Source organism: Salipiger marinus (genome assembly GCF_035481585.1).
GTDB classification, from domain to species: Bacteria; Pseudomonadota; Alphaproteobacteria; order Rhodobacterales; family Rhodobacteraceae; genus Salipiger; species Salipiger marinus.
Map to the genome: position 1 here is coordinate 229,708 of NZ_JAYKSL010000006.1, position 16,007 is coordinate 245,714.

General features: G+C 63.4%; 11 protein-coding genes. 9 read left to right on the forward strand and 2 right to left on the reverse strand.

What is annotated here, in order from left to right; genetic code table 11:
* The first annotated feature begins 254 nt into the window (after nucleotides 1–254).
* From VK682_RS10500 to VK682_RS10540, 9 genes are all read left to right on the forward strand, one after another.
* Nucleotides 255–2,150, forward strand: coding sequence for a sensor histidine kinase (locus VK682_RS10500; protein WP_324781765.1), 1,896 nt, complete (start codon nucleotides 255–257; stop codon nucleotides 2,148–2,150).
* A complete protein-coding gene (locus VK682_RS10505) occupies nucleotides 2,147–3,502 on the forward strand; it encodes a sigma-54-dependent transcriptional regulator (RefSeq protein WP_089847058.1) in 1,356 nt (451 codons plus the stop codon). Before VK682_RS10500 ends, VK682_RS10505 begins: the two co-directional genes overlap by 4 nt.
* 195 nt (nucleotides 3,503–3,697) lie before the next feature.
* Complete coding sequence (locus VK682_RS10510) at nucleotides 3,698–4,672, forward strand: TAXI family TRAP transporter solute-binding subunit (protein WP_089847056.1); 975 nt, start codon at nucleotides 3,698–3,700, stop codon at nucleotides 4,670–4,672.
* 117 nt (nucleotides 4,673–4,789) lie between these two features.
* Nucleotides 4,790–6,973, forward strand: coding sequence for a TRAP transporter permease (locus VK682_RS10515; RefSeq protein WP_230794267.1), 2,184 nt, complete (start codon nucleotides 4,790–4,792; stop codon nucleotides 6,971–6,973).
* 149 nt (nucleotides 6,974–7,122) lie between these two features.
* Nucleotides 7,123–8,475, forward strand: a complete 1,353-nt coding sequence (locus tag VK682_RS10520; protein ID WP_324781766.1) for an ABC1 kinase family protein — start codon at nucleotides 7,123–7,125, stop codon at nucleotides 8,473–8,475.
* Nucleotides 8,476–9,283: 808 nt separating this feature from the next.
* Nucleotides 9,284–9,646: a thermonuclease family protein gene (locus VK682_RS10525; protein WP_230794265.1), complete on the forward strand. Its 363-nt coding sequence runs from the start codon at nucleotides 9,284–9,286 to the stop codon at nucleotides 9,644–9,646.
* Between the two features lie 146 nt (nucleotides 9,647–9,792).
* Nucleotides 9,793–10,635, forward strand: a complete 843-nt coding sequence (locus tag VK682_RS10530) for a M48 family metalloprotease (RefSeq protein WP_380715839.1) — start codon at nucleotides 9,793–9,795, stop codon at nucleotides 10,633–10,635.
* Between the two features lie 312 nt (nucleotides 10,636–10,947).
* Nucleotides 10,948–13,104, forward strand: a complete 2,157-nt coding sequence (locus VK682_RS10535; RefSeq protein ID WP_230794263.1) for an AAA family ATPase — start codon at nucleotides 10,948–10,950, stop codon at nucleotides 13,102–13,104.
* Nucleotides 13,101–14,027: an HNH endonuclease family protein gene (locus VK682_RS10540; RefSeq protein WP_324781767.1), complete on the forward strand. Its 927-nt coding sequence runs from the start codon at nucleotides 13,101–13,103 to the stop codon at nucleotides 14,025–14,027. Before VK682_RS10535 ends, VK682_RS10540 begins: the two co-directional genes overlap by 4 nt.
* A gap of 408 nt (nucleotides 14,028–14,435) precedes the next feature.
* Here VK682_RS10540 and VK682_RS10545 read toward each other — a convergent pair whose 3' ends face one another.
* Entirely contained in the window at nucleotides 14,436–14,657 is a 222-nt protein-coding gene (locus VK682_RS10545; RefSeq protein WP_230794261.1) for a hypothetical protein, read from the reverse strand.
* Nucleotides 14,658–14,751: 94 nt separating this feature from the next.
* On the reverse strand, nucleotides 14,752–15,552 hold the full coding sequence (locus tag VK682_RS10550; protein ID WP_230794260.1) for an N-acetylmuramoyl-L-alanine amidase: 801 nt from the start codon (nucleotides 15,550–15,552) through the stop codon (nucleotides 14,752–14,754).
* Between the last annotated feature and the right edge of the window lie 455 nt (nucleotides 15,553–16,007).

The window sequence follows — 16,007 nt, forward strand, 5'->3', positions numbered from 1 at the left end:
GAGGCTCCTTCAGGGACACTCGTTAAACTTCAATAATTAATCTTATATTCCCGAGATCGCTTTGGCGCGAGCGCACGTCAGGATCAGCAGCGGGACCGCAGGATGGCCCCCCTGTTCAAAAGGATAGGCGCGGCTTCCCATCGACCTATCCCTTTCAGCCGGACGGTCACGCGGTCCTGCCGCGGGCCGGTCCCTTGCCCCTGCCGCGCGCAGCCGACATTATGGCGCCAGCCAGATGCCAAGGGAGGAACGCGGTGAGCGAGGCGACCGACACGCGCGGCGCGGTTCCAATCCTGCGCCGGGGCTGGCTGCGGCTGGACCGGCGGGGCGCAGGCCTGCCCCGGCTGCTGCGGCGCCGCGGGCTCGCGCTTCTGCTGCTGGCGGCGGCGGGGCTGGTGCTGGTCATGGCGGGCAACAGCTGGCTGACCGGGCGCTACGTGGCGGCCACGATCCCGCAGGGCGAAAACATCCTGCGGCTGGCGGTGTCCGGCCTGCGCGGCGAACTGGCGCGCTATGAACGCCTGCCCGATCTGATGGACCGCAACCCGGTGCTGGTGCGGGCGCTGAAACCCGATGCCGACACGGTCGATCTGGCGGCGGCGAACCTCTATCTGCGGCATGTGGCACAGCGCATGGGCCTGTCGGATGCCTATATCATGGCCCCGGACGGCACGACCCGCGCCGCCAGCAATTTCGACCAGCGCTTCAGCTTTGTCGGCGAACGTTTCGACTACCGCCCCTATTTCACCGAGGCGCTGGCGGGCGGTCAGGGCCGGTTTTCCGCGCTTGGCACCACTTCGGGCAAGCGCGGCTATTACTTTGGCCGGGCGCTGCGGGACCGGGGGCGCATCGTGGGCGTGCTGGTGCTGAAGATCGACATGGACGCGATCGAGGACAGCTGGCGCGCCGCCGAATACGAGATGATCGTCACCGACAGCGAAGGCATCGTGTTTCTGGCCAGCCGCCGCGACTGGCAGTTTCACGCGCTGGCCCCGCTGACCGCCGAGGCGCGCACCCGCATCGCCGCCACCCGGCGCTATGACGACGAGCCGCTGGAGGTGCTGCCGCTGTCGCCTGCGGGCCGGGTCGAGGGCCATCCGATCCTGCGGCTTGGCCTGCCCGATCAGCGGCGCGACTTCCTCACCGTGTCCGAGGCGCTGCCCGAAGCCGACTGGACGGTGCATGTGCTGCTCGACACCGCGCCCGCCCGCCGTCAGGCGCTGACCGGCACGCTGGCCGGGCTGATGATCTTTGGCGTGGGGGCGGCGGGGCTGATGGCATGGGCGCAGCGCCGCGCCCGGCTGCGCGAACGCCTGTCGATTCAGGCCGAAGCGCAGGCCCAGCTTGAAGGCCGCGTGGCGGCGCGCACCGCCGAACTGGCCGAGCTTAACGCCCGGCTGGGCGCCGAGGTCGACGAACGCCGCGCCACCGAGGCGGAACTGCGCCGCACCCAGCGCCATCTGGTGCAGTCCGCCAAGCTCGCCGCGCTGGGGCAGATGTCCGCCGCGCTGTCGCATGAACTGAACCAGCCCTTGGGCGCCGTGCGCAATTTCGCCGCCAACGCCCTGACCTATCTGGAGCGCAACCGGGCTGAGGACGCGCGGCAGAACATCACCCGCATCCTGTCGCTGACCGACCGCATGACCGAAATCGGGCGCACCCTGCGCACCTTCGCCCGCAAACCCAATGCCCAGCTGTCAGAGGTGGCGCTGCAGGACGTGCTGCGCGACGCGATGGAGGTGATCGCCTTCCGGCTGGACCGGGTGCCGGTGACGCTGCGCCTTGATCTGCCCTCCGAGCCGCTGCGGGTGCGGGCGGGGCCGGTGCGGTTCCAGCAGGTGGTGGTCAATCTGGTGTCGAACGCGCTTGACGCGCTGGAGGACCGCCCCGACGGCACCATCCATATCGAGGGCCGCCGCGACGGAGGCCGGGTGCTGCTGACCGTGCGCGACAACGGCCCCGGCATCCCGCAGGGGCTGGAGGACCGCATCTTCGATCCGTTCTTTTCCACCAAGGGCGTGGGCAGCGGGCTGGGGCTGGGGCTGTCGATCTCGTTCAACATCATCAAGGATTTTGGCGGCGAACTGCGCATCCTGCCCACGGAGCGCGGCGCGGCCTTCTGCATCGACCTGCCGGGAGTGGAGTCATGAGTCTTGGACGCATTCTGCTGGTGGATGACGAGCCCGACATGCGCCTGTCCACCGCGCAGGCGCTGGATCTGGCGGGGTTCGACGTCGAAGAGGCGCCCGATGCGCAGGCGGCGCTGGACCGGGTGAGCTTCGGCTTTGCCGGGATCCTCGTGACCGACATCCGGATGCCCGGCATGGACGGGCTGAGCCTGATGTGCCGCATCCGCGAGATTGACGCCGACATCCCGGTGATCCTTGTCACCGGCCATGGCGACATCCAGCTGGCGGTGCGCGCCATGCGCGAAGGCGCCTATGATTTTGTGGAAAAGCCCTTTGACGCGGGACAGCTGGCCGAGATTGCCGCCCGCGCCATGGGCTATCGCCGCGTGGTGCTGGAAAACCGCGTGCTGCGCGCGGCGGCGGGACAGGCCGATGATCTGGAAACCCGGCTGGTGGGGCGGTCCAATGCCATGATCGACCTGCGCCGCCGCCTGCGCACCATCGGGCCCACCGATGCCGACGTGCTGATCGTGGGCGAGACCGGCGTCGGCAAGGAGGTGGTGGCGCGCGCCCTGCATGACCTGTCGCCCCGCGCGGGTCGGCCCTTCATCGCCATCGACTGCGCCGCCCTGCCCGCCGCCCTGATCGAATCCGAGCTTTTCGGCCATGAGGCGGGCGCCTTTCCCGGCGCGCTGCGGGCGCGGTATGGCAAGTTCGAACATGCGCGCGGCGGCACCATCCTGCTGGACGAGATCGGTTCCATGCCATGGGACGTGCAGGGCAAGCTCTTGCGCGTGGTGCAGGACCGCATGATCTTTCCGCTGGGGGCCAACGAGGGCCGCGCGCTGGACGTGCGTTTCATGGCCACCTCGCGCCAGCCGCTGGAAGAAGAAGTCTCGGCTGGGCGGTTCCGCGCCGACCTGCTCTACCGGCTCAACGTGGTGACACTGCATGTGCCACCGCTTACCGCCCGGCGCGAGGACATCCAGCTTCTGTTCATCAAGCTGGTGCAGGAGGCCGCCGCCCGCCACCGCCGCCCGCCCGTCGCCGTGTCGCCGCAGCTGCTGGCGGCCATCTCGGAACGGCCGTGGCCCGGCAACGTGCGGGAACTGCGCAACGCCGCCGACCGCCACGCGCTTGGCATCGCGCTGCAGCCGGCAGAGGATCGCGGCCCGGTGGCGCAGCGGCTGGCGCAGCGGGTCGCAGCCTTTGAACGGGATGTGATCGTGGCAGCACTGGCGGCCCATGGCGGACGGCTGAAACCCGTGTATGAATCGCTGGGCCTGTCGCGCAAATCGCTTTACGAAAAGATGCAGAAACATCTCATCGACAAGACGCATTACGTCGAAAGCGGCGAGGATGGCGAAGGCTGATGGGCGGATTTCCACCCACCTGTCACAGCCGATGTTACCGAATCCACCCACTCCCATAGCCCGGATGCAAATTTAACGGGCGGCTTTCGCATGGCGGCATTGCGCCAAAGGCATGGCGCGCCCTAGCTGGGGGCGCTTCACAGGACCGCGCTGCCCCGGCATGCGTGGCCACTTGGAAAATCTGGGAGGATTTCAATGCGTTTCCTGACCGCCGCCGCCGCCGTTGCGGCCACTTTCGGCCTGTCGCCCGCCTTTGCGCAGGATGACCGCGCCGACTGGCCCTCGAGCCTGACCGTCGGCACCGCCAGCCAGGGCGGCACCTATTTCATCTATGGCACCGGCCTTGCCGGGCTGATCAGCCAGAACCTGAACGTGAACGCCTCCGCCGAAGTCACCGGCGGCCCGGTGCAGAACGCCACGCTGGTGGAAACCGGCGATCACCAGATCGGCCTTGTCACCATGGGCCCGGCCTATGAGGCATGGACCGGCAACAGCGAACTGGCCCCCGGCGTGGAGCACAAGTCGCTGCGCGCGCTGTTCCCGATGTATCAGACCCCGTTCGAAGCGGTGGCGCTGCAGTCCTCGGGCATCGCCGATGTCACCGACATGGCCGGCAAGCGCGTCTCGGTCGGCCCGGCTGGCGGCACCGCCGCCACCTACTGGCCGCGCTTCTTCGAAGTGCTGGGGATCGAAGCCAATATCAGCTATTCGGGCGCCAATGACGCGACCGGGCAGGTCAAGGACGGCCTGATCGACGCCTTCGCCTTTGCGGCAGGCGTGCCGATTTCGGCCTTTGCGCAGATCGCGGCGGAAAACCCCGTCAACATCTTCGGCTTCACCGACGAGCAGCTGGCCCAGATCCTCGAAGCCATGCCGGAAGTCGCGGAATTCGAAGTGCCGGGCGGTCTGTATCAGGGCTTCCCCGACAGCCACAAGACCGTGGCGATGTGGAACTTTGCCGTGGCGCATCAGGACATGCCGGAAAGCCTTGCCTATGAAATCACCAAGCTGGTGATGGACGGCAACGAGGCGATGATGCAGATCCACGCCACCGCCGCCGAGACCATCCCGGAAAACGCCGACAAGAACTCCTTCATGACCTATCATCCCGGCGCCCTGCGCTATTTTGATGAAAAGGGCATCGAGATCCCGGCAGAGCTGCGCGACTGACGCCGCCTGCCTTCCGGGGGCCCGCGTGGCCCCCGGTTGCTGACCTGCTTTCCCGTTCACCTTGATCGGACCGGCCTTCGGCGCTGACCGGACGGACCGCGCCGACGGAGATTCCTCATGTCTGTTGATGCTGCTGCCGCGGCAGGGGCGGGCCCCGTCATCGCGCAAGACGTGGATGACGAGCCGATGGCCCCCAACCAGCGCGACCCGCAGGCGCGGGCCGGGCTGATGATCGCGGCCCTCTGCGCCGCCTATACCCTGTTCCATCTGGTCGTCATGGTGCTCTACCCGCTGGAGACATGGACCTATCGCATGATGCACCTCTGCGGCGGTCTCATCATCGGCTACCTGACCTATTCCGCCCTGACCCAGAGCGACGACGCCGCAGACCCCACCTCCTCCCGCCGTGGCCCGATGGAAATCGCGCTGCTGCTCGCGGCTGCCGCGGGCGTGATCTACGGGCTGGCCGTGGTGGCCTATGCCTGGGGCGCGTGGTGGCTGGCCGGGGTCGCCATGCCCCCCGCCTTCGGCTTCAGCACCTATGGCCTGCCGCTGGCGCTTGGCACCACCGCCGCCATCGTCGCGGGCTGGATCTGGTCGCCGCGTGACCGCGCGCGGGTCTATCCGGGTGATCTGCTGCTCTGCCTCGCCTCCATCGCGGTGCTGGGCTACATCCTGTTCGTCGTGGGGGCGCTGCGGATGCGCGCAGGCACGGCGCTGGCGCAGCCCGGCGATCTGTGGGCGGCGGTGACCGGTGTCCTGCTGATCCTCGAACTGACCCGCCGCCTGACCGGGCTTGCGCTCGTCGTCATCGTCGGCGTGTTCATCGCCTACAGCTTCCTCGGGCCGTGGCTGCCCGGTTTCCTGAACCACCGCGGCTATACCGCGACGCGGTTCTTCACCTATATCTTCACCGATCAGGGCGTGCTGGGCGATCCCATCGCGGTCTCGTCGACCTACATCATCCTGTTCATCGTCTTTGCCGCCTTCCTGCAGGCGTCCAAGGTCGGCGATTACTTCGTGAACTTCGCCTTTGCCTGCGCCGGTCAGGCCCGCGGCGGCCCCGCCAAGGTGGCGGTCTTTGCCTCCGGCCTCATGGGCATGATCAACGGCACCTCGGCGGGCAACGTGGTCTCCACCGGCTCGCTGACCATCCCGCTGATGAAGCGCGTGGGCTATTCGGCAAAATCCTCCGCCGCGATCGAGGCCACCGCCTCCTCCGGCGGGCAGATCCTGCCGCCGATCATGGGCGCGGGCGCCTTCATCATGGCCGAGGTGACGGGCATTCCCTATACCGACATCGTGGTGGCGGCGATCATTCCGGCCCTGCTCTATTTCGTGTCGGTCTATTTCATGGTCGACCTGCAGGCGCTGAAGCTTGACATGAAGGGCCTGCCCCGGTCGGAACTGCCGCGCTTTGACGTGCTGATCAAGCAGGTCTACCTGTTCCTGCCGATCATCATCCTGATCTACACGCTGTTCGCCGGCTATTCGGTGATCCGCGCAGGCGCCATGGGCATGGCCGCCGCCGCGGTGGTCAGCTGGCTGACCCCCTACAAGATGGGGCCGCGCCAAATCTTCAAGGCGCTGGACATGGGTGCGCGCATGTCCATCCAGATGGTCGCGGTCTGTGCGGCGGCGGGCGTCATCGTCGGCGTGATCGCGCTGACCGGCGTGGGGGCGCGCTTCTCCTCGCTGCTGCTGACCATCGCCGACCAGAACCAGTATCTGGCGATGTTCTTCGCCATGTGCATCTCGATCATCCTCGGCATGGGCATGCCCACCACGGCGGCCTATGCGGTGGCGGCAGCGGTCGTGGCGCCGGGGCTCATCGCGCTTGGCGTGCCGGTGCTGGTCGCGCATTTCTTCGTGTTCTACTACGCGGTGATGTCGGCCATCACGCCCCCGGTGGCGCTGGCCGCCTATGCGGGCGCGGCCCTGTCGGGATCGGATCCGATGAAGACCAGCGTCGAGGCCTTCAAGCTTGGCCTTGCCGCCTTCATCGTGCCCTTCATGTTCTTCGGCGCGCATGAACTGCTGATGCAGGGTGAACCGCTGGACATCATCCATGCCACGGCCACGGCGCTTCTGGGCATGTTCCTGCTCTCCGCTGGGGTGATCGGCTACTACTTCGGCCATGCCTCGCTGCTGGTGCGGCTGGTGCTGGTCGGGGCGGCGCTGTCGATGATCTCGGTGGGCTGGATCACCGACCTGATCGGTCTCGCCTGCGCCGTGGCGCTGTTCCTGTGGCAGCGCCGCGTGGTCACCGCCGCGACCCTGTCGCATGGCAAGACCGACTGAGCACACGACACCAGATGACACCGGCAGAGGCCCCCGCAACGCGGGGGCCTTTTGCCATGCGCCGCCGCAGGGCGCCTGTGCCGCAGCGACAGGCCCGCACCGCGCGCTATCTTGGCCGGATCAGCCCCTTCCCAGCCCCGGATGCCGCCATGCCCGCAGACCCGCCCAAGCCGCCGCCCCTGCCCCTGCCCGCCTCGCGCCTGTCGCGGATGACCCGGCTCGGCGGGCTCGCCACGCGCATCGCAGGCGGGGTCGCGGCAGGCGGAGCGCGCGAGCTGGCGCAGGGACGGAGTCCGCGCTGGAACGACCTGCTGCTGACCCCCGCCAATGCCCGCAGGCTGGCGGATGAACTCTCGCGGATGCGCGGCGCCGCCATGAAGATGGGGCAGCTGCTGTCGATGGATGCAGGCGAGCTGCTGCCGCCCGAGCTGGCGCAGATCCTGTCGCGCCTGCGCGCCGAGGCCAATCCGATGCCGCCCCAGCAGCTGAAGACGGTGCTGACCGCCGCATGGGGGCCGGACTGGCTGCGGCGCTTCCAGCGCTTCGAGGTGCGGCCGCTCGCGGCGGCGTCCATCGGGCAGGTGCATCGCGCGCTGACCCGCGACGGGCGCGATCTGGCGATCAAGGTGCAGTATCCCGGCGTGCGCCGCAGCATCGACAGCGACGTGACCAATGTGGGCGCCCTGCTGCGGCTGTCGGGTCTGGTGCCGCGCGGGCTCGATCTGGACGCCCTTCTGGCCGAGGCCAGGCGGCAGCTGCATGAAGAGGCCGACTATCCCCGCGAAGGGGCCTGCCTCCGCCGCTTCGGCGCGCTGCTGGAGAATACGCCCGACTTCCACGTGCCTGCGCTTGTGCCCGACCTGACCACAGACTGCGTGCTCGCCATGAGCCACGAGCCGGGCCACCCGGTGGAGGATCTGGTCGCTGCCCCGCAGGAGGAGCGCGACCGGGTCGCCACGCTGCTGCTGGGGCTGGCCCTGCGCGAGCTTTTCGAGTTCGGCCTGATGCAGACCGACCCCAATTTCGCCAATTACCGCTACCAGCCCGAAACCGGCCGGATCGTGCTGCTGGATTTTGGCGCGACGCGCAGCTTTGCCCCGCCGTTCCGCGCGCTCTGCCGCGAGATGCTGCGCGCCGGGCAGAGCGGCGAGCGGGAGGCGCTGCGGGCCGCCGCACAGGGCTTCGGCCTGCTGGAGGCCCGCACCCCGCCCGGACTGGAGAAAACGCTGCTCGATCTGTTGACGCTGGCGCTGTCCCCGCTCCGCACCACGGGCGAGTTCGACTTCGGCCGCTCGGATCTGGCGCAGCGGCTCAATGCGGCGGGGCTCACGCTGGCCGAAGAGCGCGCAGAGCTGCCCCTGCCGCCTGTGGACGCGCTTTACGTGCAGCGCAAATTCGGCGGGCTCTATCTGCTCGCAACCCGCCTGCGCGCCCGGGTGGATCTGCAAGCCCTGACCGCCCCCTACCTGACACCCCCCGCCCCCGCCGAAGACAGTCAGTGAAGCGTCTTGCCCCATAGCTTTCGGCGCCAGAACCTAAATTCAGCGAAAATCCAGTCCTTTCAACGGAATTACCCCAAAAGTTTCGCAGGACAAATCGGAAACGAATGGGCAACCTGCGAAACCTGATTTTGCCCCTTTTGCGGGGCCATCTGCCCCTGATCTGCCCCCGTCCCTATCGCCTTTGCGTCACGCCAGGCGCCCTGCCTGCTGGCGCGACTAGACAAAAGGTCTAGGCCCGGCTGGTCACTCCCTCCTTATGCTGCGTATAACAACCTTTTTGAGGTTTCGTTTTTGACTGCCAAATGGAGGAGAAGAGATTGCTAAACAACATTGGCCTGCCCGGCCTGATCCTTGTCGCCCTTGTTTGCTGGGGTATCTGGAGAATTTTCAATCGCGAAAAGAAGCCGTGATCCAGAAGCCGCTGCAGCTCTGCCTGCGGCCCGGCACCTCAGAATAAGACTCACCTGATCCCCCTGCATCTGGTTTTCCGGCGGCTCCGGAACGCCCGTTTACCGGTGGATATCGGAACCTATCGACCGGCCTTTCAGCCTCTCTTTGCGCGCCACACTCGGGCGTCATGTGAAGCTGACGGGCCTTGCCTATCGGAAAGCTGAATACCCTGATGTCGCTCCTGTCGCTTCTGCGCAAACTCTTCGCGCCTGCCCGCCGCAAACCCGCACCACCCCCGGAAAGACCGGAAAGGCCGCGCACCGTCCATACCCGCCCCTCTCTGGCGCCGCAGCCGCAGACCGCCCCACCAGACCCCATACAGGCCCCCAGTCTGCGAAAACTGCAGGGACGCTGCTATGTGATCGACGGCGACACCATCGTCATCAACGGCACCCATATCCGACTTGCAGGCATCGATGCCCCCGAGATGGATCAGCCCTGGGGAAGAAAGGCCAAGTTCGCCATGGTGACCCTGTGCAAAGGCCATGTCATCACGGCGGAGCTGGACGAAAGCACAAGCTATGACCGGCTGGTCGCCAAATGTTACCTGCCAGATGGCACCGATCTTTCCGCAGAGATGGTGAAACAGGGCCTCGCGCTGGATTGGGCAAAATTCAGCGGCGGAGCCTATCGCCATTTGGAACCCGAAGGGGTGCGAAAGAAACTCTGGCGCGTCTCCGCCAAACATCAGGGACGCCTTAAGATGGAGAAAACCCCTTAGGGCTCTCACCGATCCAGCCCAGTCTGCTGATTACGACAGACGCGCTTTGAAAGCATCTTCTACCTTGCCGGAAAAACCGGCCCGGATATACACCTAGAGAACTGCGGCACAAAGACCGCTTAAAGACTCAGAGGGACGATATGCGTTTGCGACATCTTCTGGCGGCGGGACTTTCGCTCGCCTTCATGAGCCTCACGGCTTGCGGGACAACCTACAGCTTGCCCGAGGTCAGTGAAGGCTCCGAAGCTCAAGCCCGGACGATGTTCGCTGCGGAACAGTCCAAGACCCATCGGGCAAAGACGTCTTCGCAGGCGGCAGTGGCCCGGCTGGAGCGCGTCGCTTCCCGGGTGAAGCCGGTCGCATCTTCGTTCTGCCAGTCGCAGCTGGGGGAACGCGCAGATAAATCCTGTGATTTGCCCATCCTGATCGACCGCGACATGCCGGTCGCGAACGCCTATCACACCCGCGATGCCGAAGATCAGCCCTATGTCGCAGTGACCGTCCCCATGCTCCTGGAGATCGGCAGCGATGACGAACTGGCTTTTATCCTCGGGCATGAATACGGCCACCACATCGCGGACCATATCGAGAAGGGCCGCCAGCAGGCGCTTGCAGGTGCGCTGATCCTTGGCGCGATCACAGCGGCAGGACAGGCCTATGCCACAGAAGCCAACCCCTATCGCTACACCGGCGGCGACAGCGCCGAGATGGAGCGCAATGTTAACCTAGGCATGGCGCTGGGGCATAGCGCCTACTCCCAAAGCTACGAACTCGAATCGGACGTGATCGCCACCCATATCACCCGGGCCGCAGGCTACGATCCCATCGAGGGCGCGAAGTTTTTCGCCCGCGCCGCGGCTGCCAAGACAAGCGCAGGCAACCTCTCCTTCTGGGGCACCCACCCGCCAGATGCCGTGCGGCTCGCCACTGTCATCGAGGCGGAGAAGGCGGCAAGCGCAGGTCAAGCTCTGGCGCGCAAGGCGCGCTGAGCGCACATTTATAAGCTCGCCCATCACAACCTCAGGCTCCCCGCCACGGAAGAAGTGCCAGAGCGGGGAGAGCTATGGCCAAGGAATACGAACGTACCAGCGTTCCGGAGCCTGCAGTGCTGGCAACTGAAGGCGAGATCCAGAGAGGGTTCCCTTGACCCATCGAGCTCTCGGTTAGGAATTGCCAGCGTCCAGAAGGGCGGAAAGCCGACCTTCGCTGCATCTTGGAAGAACGGCAGAGATGCGGAGGAAATTCCTCTAATCTCGAATTACACAGCTTGAAATTGCACCCATAGTAGCGTTCGAGGGGACATGCGCAAGATAGACAGAGCTTCGATCGAAACACCCTCATCGCTTCTGGGGTCAGCAGCAATCAATGCCTATAATGAAATTGCGAGAGCCATTAGTGCTGATCGCGTTTCGTTCGTGCGACGTATTAGTGTAAATCACGAAATATATTCTTCTCAAGAGGTCGCGCACGCGCTTCTGAAATTATTCTCGGAAAAGTGTGCGTATTGCGAACAGCGAGTGCAAGACGTTAATATTGATCATTTTCGGCCAATCGGCGCAGCAGCCGACCAAGGTGAGCGAAATACATCGCTACATCATTATAGCTGGTTAGCCTACGATTGGCGCAATATCTATCTAGCTTGCCGAGAGTGCAACGCATCTAAACGCAATCGCTTCCCGGTAAAAGGGCCCAGGCTGCCACTCCTAGTTGCCCTTGATGAAGCTAACGCTAGAGAAGCTCCGCTCCTATTGAATCCGTGCGAAGACGATCCGACGAAGAGTTTTGAGTTTGACCTTGGTGGGGTGTGCTTCGGACGCGACACGGTGGGAAAGATGACGATTGCAGTCCTCAATCTAAATAGAGATGACCTAGTAAAAGCGCGATCTTCAGCTTTTCGGGAGTATCTCGACCAGATACGCAACGGACTGTCGAATACTGAGAGCGAAGTCTTCGACATAAGGCGACCTCATATCGGTGGGTTCGAAATTTTGGCTCGGCGGTCGGCAGGAGCTGTTGCGCGATTTCTCGACCTAGATATTCCCACGCGTTCGAGAGAGCTGAATTTCTTCGTTAAGCACCTGCGAGATTTACCTCAGAGCGATTTTTTTAGGATCGTGCAAAGTTCTGTTTCCTCAAGCAGCGTTGGCAGAGTCGGCGCTGGATATCTGGACGTGGTGCAACGCCGCGTGCCGACCGAGACATTAAGGTTCGAACGCCATATTAGTGGTGTTAAGATTGAGAACTTCAAGGGGATTGATAATCTTGAGCTTAGGTTTCCCGAGGTGAGTCCTGAGGGGCATTCGGCTGGTTGCATGATGCTATTGGCCGATAATGGTGCCGGAAAAACTAGTGTCCTGCAAGCCATAGCCTTGGCGATGATGGGCGCGGAGCGGGCAAAAAAGCTCAAAATCAGGCCAGACCGTCTATTGCGCAATAGCGGGGCGACAGAATGGGGCATCCTGTCAAAAAAGCCTGCGCGAGTACGAGTCGAATATTACTCAGGTGACCATTCCGAGATAGTGGTCGACCCTATCCGGCTGGAGTTTGACGGCTATAGCAAATATCCCGATGCTCTTATCGCCTATGGGGCTCACCGATTACTTGACCACCGGACTAGGCGTAGCAAACTCTCAACTGCACGCGTCGCAACGCTCTTTGACAGCAAAGCCGTCATTGCACATCCTGAGGCTTGGCTTGCGCGAAGTCATATTCTGTTCGAGCCGATTGCGAGAGCATTGGCTGAAGTGCTTTTACTTCAGGATGGCGATGGTTTGGTCCGAGACGATAGCGGAAACATTTTCGTTAAAACATACGGCCAACCGACACCCATCGAGGTTCTAAGTGACGGCTATCGATCAGTCATCGCGATGGCTGTCGACACGATGCGCTGGCTTCTTGCTGATTGGCCTGAACTCGAGACGGCCCGGGGAGTTGTTTTAATTGACGAGGTCGACGCGCACCTGCACCCAAGATGGAAGTTACAAATCATGAAGGCCTTACGCGAGGCCATGCCTCAGGTGCAATTTATCGCGACAACACATGACCCGTTGTGCTTACGTGGTATGGGGCCGGGAGAGGTCTCCGTAATGAAGAGATCATCGCTTCAACGGTTCGACCTTGTTACAGAACTACCAGATTTTCGCGGGATGAGCGCCGAACAATTGTTGATGTCGGATTATTTTGGCCTTTCGACGACGTCCGACCCAACTCTTGACATTCTTATCGCACGCAAAGCTGACGACTTTACCCATAGTAGTTTAGATTTATCTGAGAGGATCGGTAGTATCTTCGACGGGCTGCTTATTGGCGATAGTCCGCAGCGGCAGATTGCGGACACAGCGATGCTCAAGTATCTTCGAAATCGTCCTTCCCGTACTGGCAAGGAGGTTTCGGAAAGCCGCAGGCAGGCAATTGAAGCCGTTCTGGCTGCGATTGAGGCGGGTCACGTTGAACAATGATCTTTGTTTCCCGTCCCAAAAAAGGTCCAGAATCATTGCGCGGATCGACCTCCCATGGAGCGATAGAGTTCAACTCCAACAAAGCTCTATTCAACGCCAATCCCCTCAGTCGATTGGTATTCACCGCCTACAGAAGGGCTGACGTCAAGCAGGCGCTTTATATCGTGTTTGACGAGAAGTGCGCATATTGTGAAACCCGATTTGGAGCTAGTGGTGATGGCGCCGTCGAACATTATCGACCGAAGGGTAGATTTATTGCTGAAAACCGCCCGGGCTACTGGTGGTTGGCCGCAAGGTGGGACAACCTTTTGCTCAGTTGCCAGCACTGTAACGAGAGTCGCGGACAGATCATAGTCACGCCGGGCATGACTATGGAGGAAGCGACTCGTCTCCATCGCGATACCCTTAAAAAGCCCACCCATGGCAAAGGAAATCAGTTTCCTATCAAGGGTGTTCGTCGGCGGCCCAAAAAAGAGGATGCCCTCCTTATCGATCCTACCCGCAGAGATCCGAGGAAACATCTCTACTTCCCACCCGATCAAGGGATCAGTCTTGCTGTTCCTCGAGAAACCCCAACGGGCCCCGACGTCTATGGATTAGCTACGATAAATGTCTCAGCGTTAAATAGGTTCCGACTGGTGCGCGAGCGAACAGGCGTTCTCATGGATTTGCGGAAGCACGTCCTGGAACTGGAGAGTAGTCTCGACGCTGCGGAAGCCGCCCAAGACCAAGCAGCTAAACATGCGGCCAATACTCGGTCTACTACGGCTTTAGCCGCGATCGCCGCTCGTGCGGCCAAGAATCGACCGTATTCTGCCGTTGCACAAGACCTGTACCTGCGGCTGATTGAGTGGATGCGAGCGGAGCGCCGCGACGGCGTGCGATTGCCTGTACCATCTTTGATTGCCTCTAATTTACTCTGAGGACATTTTGGGCTGTTGCTTGAGTCATCGCACATGCAGCATTTCCCCCGGTTGCCATTCTGCACTGTAGCTTGCGCTCACGGTCCAGTAGCTACCAGAGCTGGTTCGCATGGTGACATTTTCGCTTCGCCGACCGCTTTGACGACGGCATCCGTAGCCATGTCCAGACTGCCATGCGGCACAGCAACAGGGGAGTTTGCGGCACTACGGGTGGCAGCGCACCTGGCGCTGCGCAGGAACGTGACCGGCAGCTTCGGGCTGGGGTCCGGCCGTGCTCCATGTACGGCCTGAATGTCGGCTTAGGGCCGTTCGCGCCGTTGTAGCTCTGTGCAAATGCAGCGACAGATGAAGGGCGTGAGATGCCCTGCATCCGTTTTTTCCGCTAAAGTGTCTGTAAGCACGCCTTCTTCACGTCTTCCCGCCCACCCCCTTCACCCAGCGCGACCAGGCGAAGGTGCCGCCGCTGAGCAGGCCATAGAGCAGCGCCGCGATGGCGAGCGAGGCGGCGTTGAGGTCGATGGTGAGCAGGCCTGCCGCCTTGTCATAGGTGACGAAGGGCAGCGTGGCGGCGAGGCCCGCGAGGGGCAGCAGGATGAAGACCCGCAGCAGCAGGGCGATTTGTCCGGTCATGATGTGTCCTTTCAGGGAAGATGCGCCAGCGGCGCGGGGAATGCGGCACGCGGGCCGCAGGAACGGGCCAGCGCGCGCCAGCCGGTGATGGGGATCAGGCCCAGCCTGCCGGGGCCCAGTCTTCGGGCCGCACGGGGAAGCCAGGGCAGAGCTTGGCGGCGAACTCATTGTGTCCGGCGATACGGGTGATGGGGGTGCGGGCGCAGGCGCGGACGATGACGGTGCGCATCGCGGACAGGGTGGCGTCGGTGTAGAAGTCCTCCGCCCGCGCCATGCGGGCGATGGTGCGCACCGGCACCATGGAATAGCCCAGCGATCCGGCGTTGTGGCCGATGGCATGGGCGCCGATCTCGCCCCAAGGGCGGCCCTCGATCACCTCGCCGTCGGGGAAGATCACGCCGTGATAGCCGATGTCGCGCCAGCCCTTGTCCATGTGCCAGCGGCGGATTTCGGCGAAGAGCTCGGCATTGCTGCGGCCCTGCCCCCAGCCGGTGGGCGTGGCTGTGGTGTGGATCACGAACAGCTGCACCAGATGCCCCGCCCTGCCCTGGTACAGCCGGTTGCCATGACCCGGGCGCAGCACCGGCCCGGCGCGCTGCGGCGCGGGCTCAGTGACAGCCCCGGAGCGCGGCAGGCCATCGGCGGCGATCAGGGCGCCAAGCGCCCGGTCCAGCTCCGGCGTCCAGACCCGGCTCAGCGGTCCCTCAGCCAGATAGCCTAGGCCAATCAGGGCCCGCCCGATCTCCAGCACCGAATCGCCCCAGCGCCCCTGATGGGCATCGCGCAGCGCCTGAAGCCCGGCCCGGGTCTTTGGCCCCCAGAGCCCGTCAGCTGGACCTGCAGAAAAATTGAGCGCGGAGGCCGCTGTCTGCAGCAGGCGGATGTCCTCTTTCATTGTTTTCTCCTCACAAGCAAAAGGCCCCGCACAAAGGCGGGGCCGCAGGGCAGATGGGGATTGAGATGCACAGCAAGTAGGCAACCGCCTGCGCTTCAAGCGGCTACTGCGCGAACCCGCAGGGCTTTTGTGCAAAATACGTGAACAAACCTGATTATTGTTTCCAATAAATCGGATTATATATGGTATGATCTAAAGCTAGGGTCAGTCCGCGAACGTGGCCGGCATATAAACCTGCGGTTCCCCAACCCATGGCTGCGTTCGCACCTGCATAGCCGGAATTGCAAAAACTCGCTCTCGCCTTCTCGGCGGAATGCTTCATGTTCCGTCTCGTGAGCGCAGCCTGAAGTTTTCGAGTATGGCCGCACGCGGTATCTGCTGCGCTCACGCGGTCCTCCCCTCAGCTTTCATCCCCTCGCGCCTCAGGACCATGGCGACGCGACACTTCCCGGCAC

What these genes read in the sequence shown, in the direction of transcription:
- VK682_RS10505 (WP_089847058.1), top strand. Translation starts at nt 2,147, where the DNA reads ATGAGTCTTGGACGCATTCTGCTGGTGGATGACGAGCCCGACATGCGC.
- VK682_RS10510 (WP_089847056.1), top strand. Translation starts at nt 3,698, where the DNA reads ATGCGTTTCCTGACCGCCGCCGCCGCCGTTGCGGCCACTTTCGGCCTG.
- VK682_RS10515 (WP_230794267.1), top strand. Translation starts at nt 4,790, where the DNA reads ATGTCTGTTGATGCTGCTGCCGCGGCAGGGGCGGGCCCCGTCATCGCG.
- VK682_RS10520 (WP_324781766.1), top strand. Translation starts at nt 7,123, where the DNA reads ATGCCCGCAGACCCGCCCAAGCCGCCGCCCCTGCCCCTGCCCGCCTCG.
- VK682_RS10535 (WP_230794263.1), top strand. Translation starts at nt 10,948, where the DNA reads ATGCGCAAGATAGACAGAGCTTCGATCGAAACACCCTCATCGCTTCTG.
- VK682_RS10540 (WP_324781767.1), top strand. Translation starts at nt 13,101, where the DNA reads ATGATCTTTGTTTCCCGTCCCAAAAAAGGTCCAGAATCATTGCGCGGA.
- VK682_RS10545 (WP_230794261.1), bottom strand. Translation starts at nt 14,657, where the DNA reads ATGACCGGACAAATCGCCCTGCTGCTGCGGGTCTTCATCCTGCTGCCC.
- VK682_RS10550 (WP_230794260.1), bottom strand. Translation starts at nt 15,552, where the DNA reads ATGAAAGAGGACATCCGCCTGCTGCAGACAGCGGCCTCCGCGCTCAAT.